Here is a 15,749-nt window from a genome sequence, read left to right as displayed (position 1 = left end):
CTCTCCCAGCCCCGGGCGCAGCACGCGCCGACCCGTGACTATCGGCGACAACGGTAAATCGCCGGTTCAATTTCTACGCGAAATATCGAGGCGGCGCGGGATCAGGTCTCGGCCCACATCCTCAGCAGGTTGTGATAGCCGGCGGTGAGCCCCAGCACGGCCGGATGGTCGTCGGACAGCGCCGCCCGCGCCTGGCCGATCGAGCGGTCCATGTCGTAGAGCAGGCTGCGGCGGCCGTCGTCGCGGACCATCGACTGGGCCCAGAAGAACGCCGCCCAGCGGGCGCCGCGCGTGACCGTCTCGACCCGGTGCAGGCTGGCGGCCGGATAGAGGATCATGTCGCCGGCGGCCAGCTTGACCGCGTGTTCGCCATAGGCGTCGTCGATCACCAGCTCGCCGCCGTCGTAGTCCTCCGGCCCGCTGAGGAACAGCGTCGCCGAGACGTCGGTGCGGAAGCGCACGCCTCCGGCGAAGCGGATGGCGTTGTCGACATGGGCGCCGAACCCCATGCCGGCGTCGTAGCGGTTGAACAGCGGCGGGAAGACCCGCAGGGGAAGCGCGGCCGAGACGAAGGTCTCGTTGCGGCCCAGGGCGCCCAGGATCATCTCGCCCAGCGTCCGCGCCTCGGCCGAGTCCTCCGGGACCTGCAGGTTGCGCTTGGCGCGGGCCGACTGGACGCCGGCGGTGATCCGCCCGTCCGCCCAGGCCGCGCCCTCCAGCGTCCGGCGGCAGTGGGCCACCTGTTCGGGAGACAGCACCTGGGGAACCTGGACGATCATGCCGTCGGCCTCCGCGAAAGGGGTGGGACGGCTCCGAGGGGGATGGAGCCGTCCCGGGAACGCGACGTTCCCGTGGGGGAGGAGATCAGAACGTCGCGCCGAAGGACAGGATGAAGGTGCGGCCGGCCGCCGGCGCGGCCCGGTTGGCGAACACCTGGGCGTAGTTCAGCTCGTCCGTCAGATTGTAGACGTTGAGCGCCACGCGATAGCGGTCGAACCGGTAGGTGGCCGCCGCGTCGATCTGGAAGTTCTGGGGGGCCTCGGCGATGCGCGAGGCGACCAGGGTCGAGCGGTCCGCGTAGGAGGCGCTGGCGGCGGCGTAGTTCAGATAGACCTTGTCCTGCCAGGTGACGCCGCCCGCCAGGGACAGGCCGGGCGCGAGGTCGCGCAGGTCGTAGCTGGTCCACACCGAGGCGCTGTTCTTCGGCACGTAGGTGGTCTGGCGGCCGACGGCGACGGCGTTCAGCACCGGGGTCGCGGCGGCGACGCCGACCGGGCACACCACCCCCGTCGGGGCCGTCGACGGGATCGGCGCCGGAGCGGCCGTGCAGTTGGAGTAGGATTCCTTGATCTCGGCGTCGAGGTAGGAATAGGCTGCGTTGATGGTCCAGGCCGGCGTGATCTTGCCGGTCAGGCCCAGCTCCAGCCCCTTGACCTCCTGGCGCTCGCCCGACTGGGCCTGCAGCGCGCCGGTCGCGGGGTCGCTCTGCAGGGCGTTGTCCTTCTTGACGTCGAACAGGGCCGCCGACAGCCCGAGCCGCCCGCCGAACAGGCCGACCTTGCCGCCCAGCTCCCAGCTCTCGCTGATCTCCGGCGACAGGTCCTTGCTGGTCAGGGCGATGGCCGTGGCCGCGCCGACGATCGAGGTTCCCTGCGGCGTCGCCGACCGGCCCCAGGACAGGTAGAAGGTCTGGTTCGGGCTGGGCTCGTAGACCACCGACACCCGCGGGTTGGTCAGGTTCGACTTGGACTTCAGCGGCGCGTAGGTCCCGCCCAGCGTCAGGGTGTCGAAGTCGGCGTTGTAGCGGTCGAAGCGGACGCTGCCGATCACCGACCAGGCTTCGGTCAGCCACAGGCGGTCGGTGACGAAGGCGGCCAGGTCGCTGGCCTCGCCGTTCGACTGCACGACATAGGCGCTGGTGGCGTTGGAGTACTGCGTCCCGCCAGGGGTCGGACGGGTGCAGGCCGAGGCGTTGCAGGACCAGCCGGTCAGGGTCGGGCGATAGACCGAATAGCCGTCCGGGAAGCCGTGCGGCGGGTTGATCAGGTCGCGCGGGATCTGGGTGCGCGCCGTCAGGCCCACCGGCAGGGTGTAGGCGTAGAAGGTCTTCTTGTTGCTCTGGTAGGACAGGTCGACGCCGGCGATCAGCTGGTTCTTGAAGCCGCCGACGTCGAAGTCGATCCGCGCGGTCGAGATGTTCTGCACGCCCCAGGCGTCCTGGTCGTAGGGACCCGAGCCGCCGATGCCGCCATAGGGGATGGTGGCCGGGTTGTTGTCGAACAGGGCGGCCGTGCAGGCGGCGTTGCACTGGTCGACGGTGGTGTACTGGAAATAGCGCGAATAGGCGCCGACGCGGCTGTCGCTGGTCAGGGTCAGCCAGGGCGCGGCCTTGTGGGTCAGGCGCACCGTCAGGATGTCGGCGTCGGTGCGGTCGCGGTCGGCGCTGTAGCCCAGGAAGTTGGAGCGCGAGACCCCGACCCCGTACTCGGTCACCGGCCTGGCGATGATCTGGCCCGGCGGCTGGACGATGGTCACGCCGTAGTCGGGCGTGCGGTCGTCGTGCTGGTGGAGATACGAGGCGACCAGGGTGGTGTCGGTCCCCAGGCCGAAGCCGACCGACAGCGCCGCGCCCCAGCGGTCGGACTTGACCTCGTCGCGGTCGACCACGCCGGTCGAGCTGGCCATCAGGTTGAGCCGCACGGCGGTGGTGGCGTTGATCTGCCGGTTGATGTCGGCCAGCGCCCGGTAATAGTCGCCGTTGCCGACATAGCCGTCGAGGCTGGTCTCGTCCTTGAGGTGCGGGCTCTTGGAGATGGTGTTGATCGCCCCGCCGGTGGCGCCGCGGCCGAACATGGCCCCGGACGGGCCCTTCAACACCTGGACCTCTTCGTAGTTGAAGCTGTCGCGGGTGTAGACGCCGAAGTCGCGCAGGCCGTCGACATAGACGTCGTCCTTGGCGTCGAAGCCGCGGATCTTGAACTGGTCGCCGTTCAGCGTGCCGCCCTCGCCGATGGCGACGGTGATGCCGGGCACGTTGCGCAGCGCCTGCTCCAGGGTGTTGATCCCCTGCTCCTTGAGCTGGGCCGCCGGGATGACGTTCACGGTCTGCGGGGTGTCCTGCAGGGTCGAGGGCAGCACGGCCAGGCCGGTGCCGTGGTCGAGGGTGTTGGGCTGCTTGGCCTGGACGGTGAGGCCGGAGACCTCGGGCGCGCCGGCGTCGGCGGCCGCGTCGGCCAGGGCCGCGCCGGGAGCCAGGGCCAGGCCGGCCGCGCCGATCAGCGCCGCGCCGACGCCGAGCTGGGCCGAACGCGCGCGCGCCGTGACGCCCGGAAACCGACCCGAAAGCCGCGGCGAACCTGTCATGACCTGATAACCCCCGAACCCTGGCCGCACACACCGGCCGAGTTTCAATTGCGATTGAGTTTGCAAGTCGCTCTTAGAACTGTCGCCGAAGCGTTGCAATGAGAATAATTCTCAAATGCGGCCTATTCGGCGGCGGCCGGAACGCCGACGCGCAGGCGACGACGGCGCGCCTGGCGGCGGAGCCACATCACCACCCCGGTGACGCCGAGCAGGGCGGGGGTCAGGCCGGCGACGAAGATCACCGCCTGGAAAACCGGGCCCATGTCCGTGCCGTCGTGCAGCCGCCGCATCCAGCGCGACAGCGGATCGGGCGACGGGGCCTGGCCGCGGCCGAGCGAGGCCTGGCCGGTGGCGTCGGCCACCTCGACGTTCAGCGGGTCCTTGCGCCCCTCGACCTTGAACTGCGCCTTCCAGACCGCGGCGCGGCCCTCGGTCGGCAGGGTCAGCGAGGCCAGCCGCCCGCCCGGCGCCAGCGCCAGGGCCGAGGCGACCGCCTGGTCGGGGCTTAGCGCGGCGTGGCGCGCCGGCGGCGGGCCGCCGCCCGGGCTGCGGGCCGGCGGCTGGGGAATGCCGAACACGGCGCGGCTCATCTGCGGGAACGAGATGTAGACCCCGGTCAGGGACAGGGCCGCCAGGGGGATGCAGATCCAGAAGCCGACCAGGTGATGGAGATTGTCGAAGGTCGAGGGCGAACGCCGCCAGCGCAGCCCCTTGAGCACCGCGCCGTTGCGCGGCCACCACAGCCACAGCCCGGTGAGGCACGAAACCAGCATCGCCCAACCCAGCCAGCCGACCACCTTGCGGCCGATGTCGGGGATCATCAGCGTGCCGTGGATGCGGTGCAGCACGCCCAGCGCCGAATCGCGGGTGTTGGCGACGTCGAGCACGCGGCCGTCGACCGGGTCGAGCCACGCGGTCAGCATGGCCGGGCGCTGGCCCGGCGCGGGCTTGCCCGGAACGCGGCCGGTGACGATCACCGGCTGGCCCGGCGCCTGCGGCGGCCGCAGCTGGGCCGGGACGGCGCGTTCGCCGAAGGCGGCGCGGGCGTGGTCGACATAGACCGACGGCGGCAGGTCGGCCGAAGGACCGCTGACCGCGAAGCGGTGCGGATGGATCAGCCGGTCCAGACCCTCGCCCCAGACCAGGGCCGAGCCGGTGACGCCGAGGGGGACCAGCACGAGGAACAGACCGACGCCGATCCACAGATGCACGTCCAGCCAGAGCTTGCGCAATCCGCCGCGCTTCGCCGCCGCCATCGATCGTCCCCCGGTTCGCCACTTGGATCTCGTCGCGCCGTACTAAGAATAGTTATCATAAGCAAGTGCAAACGGCCGGTAACCGTTTGACCGCCGGCGCGGCCCGCTCCTAGTTTGCGCCGCTCGATTCCGTGGAGGCCCCGATGCTCGTCCATCTCCAGCCGATAGGCCGCGTGCATGGGGGCCGCGACCGCCCCATAGACGACGACTGGGGCGCCAGCCGCGCCCGCATCGAGCTGGACGCCGCGCGCTTCGAGCCCGACGCCCTGGCCGGCCTCGCCGACTTCTCGCACGCCGAGGTGATCTTCCTGTTCGACCGGGTGGCCGACGACCAGATCGTCGCCGGGGCCCGCCACCCGCGCGGCCGCGCCGACTGGCCCAAGGTCGGCATCTTCGCCCAGCGCGGCAAGAACCGGCCCAACCGCCTGGGCGTGTGCGTCTGCCGCGTCGTCGGGGTCGACGGCCTCGCCGTCGAGGTCGAGGGGCTGGACGCCATCGACGGCACCCCCGTGCTCGACATCAAGCCCGTGCTCAAGGGCTTCCTGCCGCGCGGCGAGGTCCGCGAGCCCGCCTGGGCGACGGAGATCATGAAGGACTACTGGTGAGCGCCGGGGCGGCTCACCCCTCGCGCCGATAGTTCATCGTGTAGACGAACCGCGCGCCGGGGTGGGTCGAATCCGACCCCAGGATGATCTGGTCCTTGTCGTCGTAATAGCGCCGCAGGGTGTGCAGCGCCGCCGCGCCCTTGTCCGTCAGCAGCAGCCGGGCCTGGGCGGCGTCGAGCGTCTCGGCGGCGATCTCCTGCTCGATGCGCCGCGCTGCGACCCCGAAGTCGCAGGCGATCAGCTCCAGGATGGCCCCGTCCCAGTCGCGCACCTGGGCCGCCACCGAGACATAGGCCGGCGCCACATAGATGCGCGACAGCGCCACCGGCTCGCTGCCGGCCATGCGCACGCCCTCGACCACCAGCCAGATCTGGCCCGGCGGCGCCTTGAGCCGCTCGCTCTCGACCGTGGTCAGCTTGCGCTGGCCGGTCGAGCGCACCTTGAGCCGCGCGTCGCGGGCGTACTGCATCAATTCGTCCACCCCGCCGAGCGGCTGGACGAAGGCCGGCGCCGAGGCCGAGGCGATCACCGTGGTCCCCGCCCCCCGGCGGCGCTCGACCAGGCCGGCCTCGCGCAGCAGCCGCAGGGCGTCGCGCACGGTGTGCCGCGACACGCCGTGGGTCTCGCACAGCTCCATCTCCGGCGGAAGCTGGCCGCCCACCGGATGCCGGCCGTCGGAGATGGCGGCGCGCAGGTCGTCGGCAAGCTGACGGTATCGGGGTTGGGCCATGCCCGCCTTCTATCGCGCCGCGCCGCGATCGTCGCCTTTCAAGGCAACCCGGACGCCTTGACGCCGTTTAGGCCTTGAGGCCGGCCAAGGGAAGGAACACCGATGACGCGCCCCGATGACCCCGCGACCCTCGTCCGGCGGTTCGCCTGGCTGGCGGCGGCGTCGTTCCTGGCCGGCTTCGGCGGATACATGCTGGCCGCCGGGCGCATCCGCTGGCCGATGAACTGAGCTTGACCCTTCCCGAACCGCCCCGTCGCGCCCTATGTCAGGGATAGCCGCAGGGGAGCCATGTCCGAAGATTCAGCCACACGCGAAGCCTCGCCCTCGCCGCGTCGTCCCGACCGGCGCGCGCTGGCGCTCGCCGGCTGGGAAGCCGCCGCCTTCGTCCTGACCGCCGCCGCCGTCGCGGGGTTCGGCGCCTATGGCTGGCGGCGCGAGATCGGGCGCACCCTGGCCGAAGAATGGCTACGCGAGCAGGGCGTGCAATCCGCCGTGATGATCGACGGGCTGAGCGCGACCGGCTTCTCCGGCCGCCTGAGGGTCGGGCCGGCCGAGAACCCGATCGTCGCCGCCGACCGCATCGAGGTCGACCTCGCCTTCAGTCCGCCGTGGTCGGGCGAGCCGTTCAAGCTGGAGGCGCGGGCCGTGCGCCTGGTGCGGCCCCGGGTCCGCATGGCTTTCGACGGCCGCAAGGTCTCGTTCGGCGCCCTCGATCCGTTGATCGACAAGCTGCTGAAACAGCCGCCCGAGGCCAAGGCCCCGGCCGGGCCCAGCGTGATCGTGGAGGACGGCCAGCTCTGGCTCGAAACGCCGATGGGGCTGATCCGCCTGCGCGGCGACGCGGCCCTCGACAAGGGCCGGCTGGTGCGGCTGGCGGCGGCGCTCAAGCCCGCGCGCCTGGACGGCCGCGACGTCAAGGGCCGGCTCGACGGCGGCTCGGTGACGGTGCGCGCCGACGGCGAGCGCCTGGCCGCCGACATCGACCTGGCGGTCGGGGAGCTGAACAGCCCCGGGCTCGACCTCGACGACGCCCGGCTGAACCTGACCGCCCGCCTGCCCTATCCCGACCTGAAGGCCATGGCCGCCCGCGGCCCGGTCACGGTCGACGCCCGCGCCAGCGCCGATTCGGCCGGTTCGGCCGGCGTCGCCGCCTCGGCCGTCCAGGCCGCCGTCCATTTCGACGGCGAGGCCGGCGGCCGACTGGCCGACGGCGCCCTGTCCGGCGTCCTGCACGCCGAGGGCCGCGCCGACGCCTTCAACGCGCGGGGCCTCGACGGCCGCCGGGCGCGGTTCGACGCCGACCTCGCCAACCTGCGGCTGTTGAGCGACCGCAGCGGCGTGCGCTTCTCGGGCGACGGCCACGCCGCCCTGGGCGCCGACCGCGCGGCGCAGGGCGGCCTCTATGTCGACGCCCCGACCGTCAATCTGGCCCTCGCCGGCCTGACCGGCGCCTGGTCCGGCCGGGGGCTGGCCGGCCAGGCCAGCCTGCGCGCGGCCGGCGGCGCGGCGGGTCTGCGCCAGGGCCAGACCGCCGTTTCCGGCCTGCGGTTCGACCTCGCCGCGCCAGGGGTGGCCTGGAGCGTCGGCGACGGCGCGGTCAAGGCGGCCAGCCCGGTGCGGCTGCTGGCCGGCGCCGCCGGCGCCCAGGCCCCGGCGGCCGGCGGCGCGGCGGCGGCGCTGACCGCCCTCGACGCCACGCTGGAGGGCCGCGCGGCCCTCGACCGGGACGGGCCGATCGTCGACCTGCGCGGCGCGGCGCGAGCCCACGGCGCGACGCCGGCCGGCCCGGCCGGCGAGATCGCCCGCGCCCTGCCCCTGATCGCCGACGACCCGGGCTATCGGACCGCCGTCGCCCGCGCGCTGGAATCCTTCGACCTCGCCGCCCCGGCGGTCGCCCTGACCGGCGGACGCGGACGCTTCTCCGTCGGCCTCGTCCAGCCGGTCCGTCTCGCCGCGGCGTCCGGCGCCGCCCTGACGCTGACCCAGCGGGGCAAGGACGGCGCGGCCAGCTTCGCCCCCGGCGGCGGCGCGCGCGGCGGCCTGGCCCTGACCGTCGCCGGCGGCGGCCTGCCCGCCCTGGCGCTCGACGCGCCGGCCTACGCCTGGGACGGCCGCACCCTGACCTCGACCATCGCCGCCAAGGGCGAGTTGAACCTGGGGCCCGCCCACGGCGTCGACCTCGACCTGGCCGCCCGCATCCGCGCCGGCGCCGGGACCTTCTCGCTCGACCTGCCGGGCTGCGCCCCGCTCAAGGTCCGCGCCCTGGCGTTCGGCGACAACCGCATCGACCAGGCCTCCGGCCGGCTGTGCGAGGCCGGCGGCCCGGTGTTCGACCTGGGCGGCGGCGCCTGGCGGGCGCGCGGGCGCTTCGAGGCCCTGGCCGGTTCGATCGTCGCCGCCGACGCCCGCGCCGAGGACGGCGCCGGAACCTTCGAGGCGGCCGGCGGCCCCCGCGGGCTGGCTTCGGCCGACCTGCGCCTGACCGGCGCGGCGCTGAAGGATCACGCCAAGGCCGCGCGCTTCCAGCCGGTGAAGACCGACGGGCGCATGACCTATGGCGACGGCCGCTGGCGCGGGGCCTTCGCCGTCCGCAACCACAAGGGCGGCCCCCTGGGCGAGATCACCCTGCGCCACGAGGACGCCACGGGCCGGGGCGAGGCCGACATCGACGCCGGCGCCATCGTCTTCGCCAAGGGCGGCCTGCAGCCTGGCGACCTCAGCCCGCTGGCCGCCTTCGCCACCCCGGCCGACGGCAAGGCCGCCTTCACCGGCCGCTTCGTCTGGAGCAAGGCCGGCGTGACCAGCGACGGGCGGCTGTGGACCGACGGGCTGAACCTGCGCAGCCCGGCCGGCCCGATGACCCAGATCCGCGGCGACGTCCGCTTCGTCAGCCTCACCCCCCTGATCACCGCCCCGGGGCAGACCGTCACGGTCGAGCGCATCGACGCCCTGTCGCCGATCTCGTCGTTCAAGGCCGACTTCCATCTGACCCCCGACAAGCTGAGCATCGACGGCGGCCAGTTCGACATCGCCTCGGGCAAGGTCCACATCGAGACCATCAACCTGCCGCTCGATCCCAACGGGACGGCGGAGGGAGCGGTGGTGCTGGACGGCGTCGACCTCGGCCAGCTGATCGCCGCCTCCAGCCTGGCCGACAAGGTCAAGGTGCAGGCCATCGTCGACGGCCGCCTGCCGTTCGAGATGGACGCCAAGGGGTTCCGCTTCCTCAAGGGCCGCATCGCCGCGCGCGGCCCGGGCAGGCTGTCCATCAGCCGCTCGGCCCTGACCGGGGCGCAGGCCGCCGATCCGGCCTCGCCCGGCGCCCCGCCGCCGCCCGCGCCCAACCCCAACGCCATTCAGGACTTCGCCTACCAGGCCATGGAGAACCTCGCCTTCGACAAGCTGGAGGCCTCGGTCGAGAGCCTGCCCGGCGGCCGGCTGTCGATGCTGTTCCACGTCAACGGCCGGCACGACCCGCCCAAGCCGGGGCAGGCCTTGGTGTCGGTGGTCGAACTGGCGCGCGGGACGGCCTTCAACAAGCCGATTCCCCTTCCCAAGGACACCCCCATTGATCTAACCCTCGACACCTCGCTCAATTTCGCGGAGCTGTTGGCCGCGTGGCGGCGAGGATGGGTCGACGAGGTGCACGCCGCCGCCGAAACGGCGCGTTCACAGCCGGTTCAGCCGTGAACGGTTTTGTAGGGCATCTGAGTTTCAAGGAGCAGAACCCATGGGCAGACGCCGAATCCTGGCTGGACTGGGCGGCCTCGCGGCGGCGGCTTTGACCGCGGCCTGCGCGCCGACCCTCCACGTCAAGGTCGACCCGATCACTATCTACGCCAAGCTGGACGCGGACGTTCGCGTGCGTCTGGACAAGGAAGTCCAGACCCTGATCCAGCAAAACCCGAACCTGTTCTAAGGAGGCGCGGATGAACATGCGCAAATTGATCCTGGGGCTGGCCGGCGCGGCGATGATCGCCGGCGCGGCGACCCCCACCCTGGTCCTGGCCCAGAGCGCCGCCGCCAAGGCGGCCGTCGATGCGGGCAAGGCCGCCGGCAAGATCGGCGAGCAGGGCGACGGCTATCTGGGCTTCGTCGGCGGCTCCGACCCGGCCCTGGCCTCGGCCGTGGCCGAGATCAACGCCGGCCGCTCCAAGGCCTATGCCGACATCGGCGCCAAGACCGGCACCTCGGCGGCGGCGGCCGGCGAGGCCACCGCCAAGCAGCTGATCGCCAACATGCCGGGCGGCCAGTACTACAAGGCCCTGGGCGGTTCGTGGACGAAGAAGTAGGCGCCTCTCGCCTCGACGCGCCGGGCCGGCCGTGAAGGTCGGCGCCGGCCTCGTCGCCCTGGTCGCCAGCCTGCTGGCCATGCTGGGCTTCGCGGTGTGGGGCCTGGCCGCCCTGTGGCGGCGCAGTCCTGACGCGCACATCTCCGTTCATGGCTGGATCGCCCTGGCGATCGCCGGCTTCGGCGTCCTGGTCGTCGGCGGCGGCCTGATGTGGCTGGCCTTCTATTCCGCCAACAAGGGCTGGGACGACATCGACCGCCAGCCCTGAACCGGCCGGTCTAGCCGCCGCGGGCGACGAACCAGCCGTTGCGGAACCCCTCGTCGGCCTTGCCGTAGAGGAAGGGCTCGCCCTCCGGCGTCGTGAAGCGCCCGCCGGCGGCGACCAGCACGGCGTGGCCGGCGGCGGTGTCCCACTCCATCGTCGGTCCGTGGCGCGGATAGATGTCGGCCTGCCCCTCGGCGATGATGCAAAGCTTGATCGAGGAATCCATCGGCTGGCGGCGCGAGAAGCCGTAGCGCGCCTCCAGTTCGGCGGCGCGCTCGGGCTTGAGGGTGTGGCTGACCAGGGCCAGGGCCTCGCCCGCCGGCCACGGCCGCACGCGGACGGCGCGGCCCTTGGCCTCCCCGGCCTGGCGCTTGACCGCGCCTTCGGCGGCGGTGAACCAGGTCTGGCCGGTCGGCGGCGCGCAGACCGCGCCGGCCACCGGGACCCGGCCGTCGATCAGGCCGATGTTGACGGTGAAATGGGCGTCGCCGCGCACGAAGGCCTTGGTCCCGTCCAGCGGATCGACCAGGAAGAAGCGCGGCCCGATGCGTTCGGGCGCGCCCGAGACGCTGGCGTCCTCCTCCGAGACCACCGGGATGTCCGGGAAGCGCTGGGCCAGACGTTCCAGGATCAGCGCCTCGCCGCGGCGGTCGGCCTCGGTCACCGGGCTGTCGTCGGCCTTGGAATCCACGGTCAGGCCCGAACGCCACAGGGGCAGGATCAGGGCGGCGGCCTCCTCGACGATGTCGGCGAGGGCGCGGCCGATGTCGGCGTCGGTCATGGGATCGGTCTCGGATCGTCGCCGACGAAGGTCAGGCGCACGCGGCTGGTGTCGATGGTCCTCTTGCCGGCGTGCTCGAAGTTCACCGTCGCCCGCCGTCCGTCCACGGACTGCACCTGGCCGAGGCCCCAGTCGGGTTCGGCCGGATGGCGCACCAGGGCGCCGGGTTCGAGGAAGGGATCGTCGCTCATGCCTGCCGGCGCTCTGTGACACGACAGAGCCGGTTTGCCAAAGGGCCAAATCAGGACAACTTCGCTGGCGAGCCTTCGTGCGGCCTGGATCTTCCGGCCGGCTCGGGGGGTTTTGTTTGTCCGAGCAGGACGCGTTTTTCGCGGGGCCGAGCCACGCGGGGCGCGCCTTGCGCCATTTCGAGCCAGCCTGCGATCGCGCCGATGACCGAAGACGCCCTGACCCTGACCGCCGACGCGCCGAGCCCGGCCGCCGCGCCCCCCGCTCCGGAGCTGGCCGCGTTCCTGGCGGCGCGCATGTGCCACGACTTCATCAGCCCGGCCAGCGCCATCGTCTCCGGCCTCGACCTGCTCGACGACCCCAGCGCCCAGGACATGCGCGACGACGCCATGAACCTGATCGCCTCCAGCGCGCGCAAGCTGGTCGACATGCTGGCCTTCTCCCGGGTGGCGTTCGGCGCCTCGGCCTCGGCCGAGACCTTCGACGCCCGCGACCTGCAACGCCTGACCCAGGGCGTGTTCAACCACGTCCGCGCCCAGCTCGACTGGGCGGTGGGCCTGGACGCCGTCAACAAGCCGGCGGCGCGGGCCCTGCTCAACCTCGCCCAGATCGGCGCCGGCGCCCTGCCCATGGGCGGCGTGGCGCGGGTGACGGCCGAGCGTGACGGCGAGACCATCGCGCTGGCGGTCGAGGCTGGCGGCGGGCGCGTGCGCCTGCGGCCCGAGGTCGCCGCCGGCCTGCGGGGCGAGCCCCTGGGCGAGGGCCTCGGCGGCCACTGGGTCCAGGCCTACTATCTCAACGCCCTGGTGCGGGCGGCCGGCGGCTCGGTCGAGATCGAGACCACCGAGGACAAGGCGGTGGTGCGGGCCCGCACGCCGGCCTGACCGCGCCGCGGCCGCATTGCGGAACACGCGGATTCGTGGAGGATGGCGGCCCCAGGAGGGTCGGCCATGCTGCAGCCGTTCGGAGATGAGATCTGGCTGGCCGACGGCCCGACCGCCGACGTGGCCGGGTTCCGCTATCCCACGCGGATGGCGGTGGTCCGGCTGTCCGACGGGACGCTGTTCGTCTGGTCGCCGGCGGCGCTGTCGGAGCCCCTGCGCGCGGCGGTGGACGCGCTGGGCGAGGTCCGCCACCTCGTCGCCCCCAACGCGCTGCACCACCTGTTCCTCGGCGAATGGCGCGAGGCCTATCCGGGCGCGAGGCTCTACGCGCCGCCGGGCCTGCGCCGCCGGCGCAAGGACCTCGCCTTCGACGCCGACCTCGGCGACGCCCCGCCCCCGGAATGGTCCGCGGACATCGATCAGGTCCTGGTGCGGGGCAACCTGATCGCCGTCGAGGTGGTGTTCTTCCATCGCCGGAGCGGCGTGGCGATCTTCACCGACCTGATCCAGCACTTCGAGCCGGGCTGGTTCGCCGGCTGGCGCGCCGTGATCGCCAGGCTGGACCTGATGACGGCGCCGGCGCCCGAGACGCCGCGCAAGTTCCGCAACGCCTTCGTCGACCGCCGCGCCGCCCGCGCCGCGCTCCGACGGATTCTCGCCTGGCCCGCCCGCAAGGTGGTGATGGCCCACGGCCCCCTGGTCGAGGCGGACGGCCAGGCGTTCATCGGCCGCACGTTTCGCTGGCTGCTGACCTGACCGCCGCCTGCAGAGCGGTTCAGACCACCGCCACCAGCAGCTCCTCGGCGCTGAGCGGCGGCCGCAGTCCATCCGAGCGGCCGGCGAAGTAGCGCCCGATCAGGTCGCCGGACCCGACATGCCGGACTTCGCCGAAGCCGGCTTCGCGGGCGAGGGCCAGCATTTCGCCCGGCGTGAAGAAGGACATCCACGGCGTGCCGCCGGCGCGCGCGCCCTTGGCGGCCTGCTCGAAGCCGGGGCGGACCTCGGGATCGGCCATCTCCAGGGGCACCAGGAAGCTCATGACGAAGATCGAGCCCGGGGCCAGGCCGGCGACCTGGCGCAGGGTGGCCGCCACCGCCGCCCTGGTCAGGTACATGCTGACGCCGGTCGAGGCCACAACCGCCGGACGCCCGGCGTCGAAGCCCGCCGCGGCGATCGCCTCCCACCAGCTGTCGCCCGCCTCGAAGTCCACGGGCGCGAGCCGCAGCCAGTCGGGCGGGCTCAGGCCCAGCGCGTCCAGCCGCCCGCGCTTCCAGGCCTGCGGGCCGGGCTGGTCGACCTCGTACAGCCTGAGCGCGCCGCCAAGGTCGGGATGGCGCTGAGCGAAGGTGTCGAGACCGGCGCCCAGGATCACGTATTGATCGACGCCCCGCCCGACCTGATCGAGGACCAGGTCCTCGACGAAGCGCGCGCGGGCCACGATCGACGCACGGAAAAGCTTCGTGTGCTCCAGATGCATGTCCGGCCGGCCGCGCCACCCGTCGACGGGCGCCGCCAGCCGCAGCCCGACGACGTCGTCGAGCACATGCGGAAGCGCGTCATGCTCGACATGCAGGGCGCGCCACAGGGCCACCCGGACGGCGGTGTGGTCGGGCGCGGGGGCCTGGTCGTCAGCCATGGGCTATTTCCGCCCCGGCGCCTGGATGCGCCACACACGGCCGTCCGGGTCGCGGACGGTCATGTCGCGCGTGCCCCAATGGGTGTCCTCGAACGGCGTGACCACGTCCAGGCCGGCGTCCTGGAACGCCGCCTCGTCGGGCGCGGCCAGGACCAGCTGAGCGTCCGTCGGCTGGGTTTCGGGAACCTCGGCGATGAACAGATAGGCGCCGGCGCCGTTCCGCAGCCGTCCGGAATTGTGGTCGGTCTCGAACTCCAGCCGGAAGCCGAGCTGCTGAAAGAACCTGGCGGCGCGGCCCCAGTTGTGGGTGGTCAGGAATACGGCCTCAACGCCTTCGGTCGCCATGTCACGCCTCCTGTTCGGGTGATCGGTCTCGCGCTTCGGGGACGTCGAGGTAGGCGCGCAACGCGTCGGCCACCAAGGCGGAGAGGGACATCTCCGCCTCGATCGCCCGGTGCTTCACCCGCCGGATCAGGCCGACCGGGAGATAGACGTTGAACTGCTTCATGGCCTCGTCATCCATGACGCTAGAATACTAGCATGCTAGTATATGTCAAGGCGACCGCGACGCCCCCTTTCCAGCCGATCGCACCGAGCAGCAGGTCCGCCGCCGCCCCTCGCCGAAGCCGGCGAATGCGACGTCCTGATCGGCGGGGTCTTACGCCTCCTTAACCAGCGGCGCCGCAAACAGGAACGATCAGAGGAGGAGCCCGGCGCCCGTGAAGACCTGTCTGGTTGTCGACGACAGCCGCGTCATCCGCAAGGTCGCCCGCCGCATCATCGAGGACTTCGGTTTCGACACGGCCGAGGCCGCCGATGGGATGGAGGCGCTGGCCTGGTGCCGCACGGCCATGCCCGAAGCCATCCTGCTCGACTGGAACATGCCGGTGATGAACGGCATCGACTTCCTGCGCCAGCTGCGCCGCGAACCCGGCGGCGACACGCCGGTGGTGCTGTTCTGCACCGTCGAGAACGACCTCGCCCACATCACCGAGGCGCTGGAGAGCGGCGCCGACGAATACATCATGAAACCGTTCGACAGCGACATCATGGCGGCCAAGTTCGCCGAGGCCGGCCTTCTGTCATGAGGCCCGAGGACATCCAGGTCCTGCGCCAGCTGGTCGAGGCCCGCTCGGGCGTGCAGGTCGATCCCGGCAAGCTCTATCTGATCGAGAGCCGGCTGGCGCCGGTGGCCCGGCGCGAGGGCTTCGCCTCGATTCCGGAGATGATCCAGGCCGTCCGCGTCCATCGCGACGACCGGCTGATGTGGGCGGCCACGGACGCCATGAGCGTCACCGAGACGGCGTTCTTTCGCGACCGCGCGGTGTTCGAGCTGTTCCGCGACGAGATGCTGCCCGCCCTGGCCCAGTCGCGGGCGGGCGCGCCCATCCGGGTTTGGTCGGCCGCCTGCTCGACGGGCCAGGAGGCCTATTCGCTGGCCATGATGGTCGACGAGGTGCGGCCGCGCCTGCCCGGCGCGCGCGTCGACCTGTTCGGATCGGACCTTTCTGAACGCTGCCTGGAGAAGGCCCAGAGCGGCCTCTACACCCAGTTCGAGGTGCAGCGCGGCCTGCCCATCCGCCTGCTGGTCCGCCATTTCGAGCGGGCCGAGGACAATTGGGCCCTGTCGCCGCGCGTGCGCCAGATGGTGCGCTGGCGGCGGGTCAACCTGCTGGCCGACCTCAAGCCGCTGGGGCGCTTCGAGGTGATCTTCTGCCGCAACGCCGTGTGTTGGTGTGGACGGCCTC

Annotated in this window: 19 protein-coding genes; 10 read left to right on the top strand and 9 right to left on the bottom strand. The window is 72.3% G+C overall.

The annotated features are described in order from the left end of the window. Window positions 1-101: 101 nt before the first annotated feature. From C5708_RS14495 to C5708_RS14485, 3 genes are all read right to left on the bottom strand, one after another. Window positions 102-779, bottom strand: coding sequence for a Fe2+-dependent dioxygenase (locus tag C5708_RS14495; RefSeq protein WP_242922246.1), 678 nt, complete (start codon window positions 777-779; stop codon window positions 102-104). A gap of 85 nt (window positions 780-864) precedes the next feature. After that, window positions 865-3,363 carry a TonB-dependent receptor gene (locus C5708_RS14490; RefSeq protein ID WP_242922245.1) on the bottom strand — a complete coding sequence of 833 codons (2,499 nt, stop codon included), beginning with the start codon at window positions 3,361-3,363 and terminating at the stop codon, window positions 865-867. Window positions 3,364-3,485: 122 nt separating this feature from the next. Next, window positions 3,486-4,619, bottom strand: coding sequence for a PepSY-associated TM helix domain-containing protein (locus C5708_RS14485; protein WP_242922244.1), 1,134 nt, complete (start codon window positions 4,617-4,619; stop codon window positions 3,486-3,488). Window positions 4,620-4,762: 143 nt separating this feature from the next. Between C5708_RS14485 and C5708_RS14480 the strand changes: the two genes are divergently transcribed. After that, complete coding sequence (locus tag C5708_RS14480) at window positions 4,763-5,224, top strand: TrmO family methyltransferase (RefSeq protein ID WP_242922243.1); 462 nt, start codon at window positions 4,763-4,765, stop codon at window positions 5,222-5,224. Window positions 5,225-5,237: 13 nt separating this feature from the next. On the opposite strand, the gene C5708_RS14475 is transcribed toward C5708_RS14480, so the two are convergent. Continuing rightward, window positions 5,238-5,954, bottom strand: a complete 717-nt coding sequence (locus C5708_RS14475; RefSeq protein WP_242922242.1) for a GntR family transcriptional regulator — start codon at window positions 5,952-5,954, stop codon at window positions 5,238-5,240. A 102-nt stretch (window positions 5,955-6,056) separates the two neighbouring features. Between C5708_RS14475 and C5708_RS19475 the strand changes: the two genes are divergently transcribed. Genes C5708_RS19475 through C5708_RS14455 form a run of 5 tightly spaced genes read left to right on the top strand, consistent with a single transcriptional unit; the run spans window position 6,057 to window position 10,514 of the window. After that, window positions 6,057-6,182 carry a hypothetical protein gene (locus tag C5708_RS19475; protein ID WP_278253986.1) on the top strand — a complete coding sequence of 42 codons (126 nt, stop codon included), beginning with the start codon at window positions 6,057-6,059 and terminating at the stop codon, window positions 6,180-6,182. A 60-nt stretch (window positions 6,183-6,242) separates the two neighbouring features. Continuing rightward, complete coding sequence (locus tag C5708_RS14470) at window positions 6,243-9,644, top strand: YdbH domain-containing protein (RefSeq protein WP_242922241.1); 3,402 nt, start codon at window positions 6,243-6,245, stop codon at window positions 9,642-9,644. A 40-nt stretch (window positions 9,645-9,684) separates the two neighbouring features. Then, window positions 9,685-9,873: a YnbE family lipoprotein gene (locus C5708_RS14465; RefSeq protein WP_242922240.1), complete on the top strand. Its 189-nt coding sequence runs from the start codon at window positions 9,685-9,687 to the stop codon at window positions 9,871-9,873. Between the two features lie 10 nt (window positions 9,874-9,883). Next, the gene (locus C5708_RS14460; RefSeq protein ID WP_242922239.1) at window positions 9,884-10,246 is read left to right on the top strand and encodes a DUF1318 domain-containing protein; all 363 of its coding nucleotides are present in this window, start codon (window positions 9,884-9,886) and stop codon (window positions 10,244-10,246) included. 31 nt (window positions 10,247-10,277) lie between these two features. Further along, window positions 10,278-10,514 (top strand): hypothetical protein, encoded by a 237-nt coding sequence (locus C5708_RS14455; protein ID WP_242922238.1) that lies wholly within the window; start codon window positions 10,278-10,280, stop codon window positions 10,512-10,514. Between the two features lie 10 nt (window positions 10,515-10,524). On the opposite strand, the gene cysQ is transcribed toward C5708_RS14455, so the two are convergent. Both cysQ and C5708_RS14445 read right to left on the bottom strand, forming a co-directional pair. After that, window positions 10,525-11,292 carry a 3'(2'),5'-bisphosphate nucleotidase CysQ gene (gene cysQ / locus C5708_RS14450; RefSeq protein ID WP_242922236.1) on the bottom strand — a complete coding sequence of 256 codons (768 nt, stop codon included), beginning with the start codon at window positions 11,290-11,292 and terminating at the stop codon, window positions 10,525-10,527. Beyond that, window positions 11,289-11,483, bottom strand: coding sequence for a DUF3553 domain-containing protein (locus C5708_RS14445; protein WP_242922234.1), 195 nt, complete (start codon window positions 11,481-11,483; stop codon window positions 11,289-11,291). Before C5708_RS14445 ends, cysQ begins: the two co-directional genes overlap by 4 nt. A 201-nt stretch (window positions 11,484-11,684) precedes the next feature. Here C5708_RS14445 and C5708_RS14440 point away from each other — a divergent pair, with 201 nt between their 5' ends. Beyond that, complete coding sequence (locus tag C5708_RS14440; RefSeq protein ID WP_242922232.1) at window positions 11,685-12,365, top strand: histidine phosphotransferase family protein; 681 nt, start codon at window positions 11,685-11,687, stop codon at window positions 12,363-12,365. Window positions 12,366-12,431: 66 nt separating this feature from the next. Continuing rightward, entirely contained in the window at window positions 12,432-13,121 is a 690-nt protein-coding gene (locus C5708_RS14435) for a DUF4336 domain-containing protein (protein WP_242922230.1), read from the top strand. A gap of 19 nt (window positions 13,122-13,140) precedes the next feature. Here the strand turns inward: C5708_RS14435 and C5708_RS14430 are convergent, their stop codons facing one another. From C5708_RS14430 to C5708_RS14420, 3 genes are read right to left on the bottom strand one after another with little or no spacing between them, the layout of a single operon-like run. Further along, on the bottom strand, window positions 13,141-14,001 hold the full coding sequence (locus C5708_RS14430) for a class I SAM-dependent methyltransferase (RefSeq protein WP_242922228.1): 861 nt from the start codon (window positions 13,999-14,001) through the stop codon (window positions 13,141-13,143). 3 nt (window positions 14,002-14,004) lie between these two features. Next, window positions 14,005-14,346, bottom strand: a complete 342-nt coding sequence (locus C5708_RS14425; protein WP_242922226.1) for a VOC family protein — start codon at window positions 14,344-14,346, stop codon at window positions 14,005-14,007. A gap of 1 nt (window position 14,347) precedes the next feature. Beyond that, the gene (locus tag C5708_RS14420) at window positions 14,348-14,509 is read right to left on the bottom strand and encodes a ribbon-helix-helix protein, CopG family (protein WP_242922224.1); all 162 of its coding nucleotides are present in this window, start codon (window positions 14,507-14,509) and stop codon (window positions 14,348-14,350) included. A 211-nt stretch (window positions 14,510-14,720) separates the two neighbouring features. Between C5708_RS14420 and C5708_RS14415 the strand changes: the two genes are divergently transcribed. Both C5708_RS14415 and C5708_RS14410 read left to right on the top strand, forming a co-directional pair. Further along, entirely contained in the window at window positions 14,721-15,089 is a 369-nt protein-coding gene (locus tag C5708_RS14415) for a response regulator (RefSeq protein ID WP_242922222.1), read from the top strand. Continuing rightward, window positions 15,086-15,749 (top strand): protein-glutamate O-methyltransferase CheR (locus C5708_RS14410; protein ID WP_242922221.1); only part of this gene is annotated, 664 nt, incomplete at its 3' end. The genes C5708_RS14415 and C5708_RS14410, both read left to right, overlap by 4 nt.

The organism is Caulobacter sp. CCUG 60055 (assembly GCF_022750545.1).
Lineage (GTDB): Bacteria > Pseudomonadota > Alphaproteobacteria > Caulobacterales > Caulobacteraceae > PUIC01.
The sequence above is the reverse complement of the archived record's forward strand: the minus strand, read 5'-3'. Positions and strand labels throughout refer to the sequence as shown.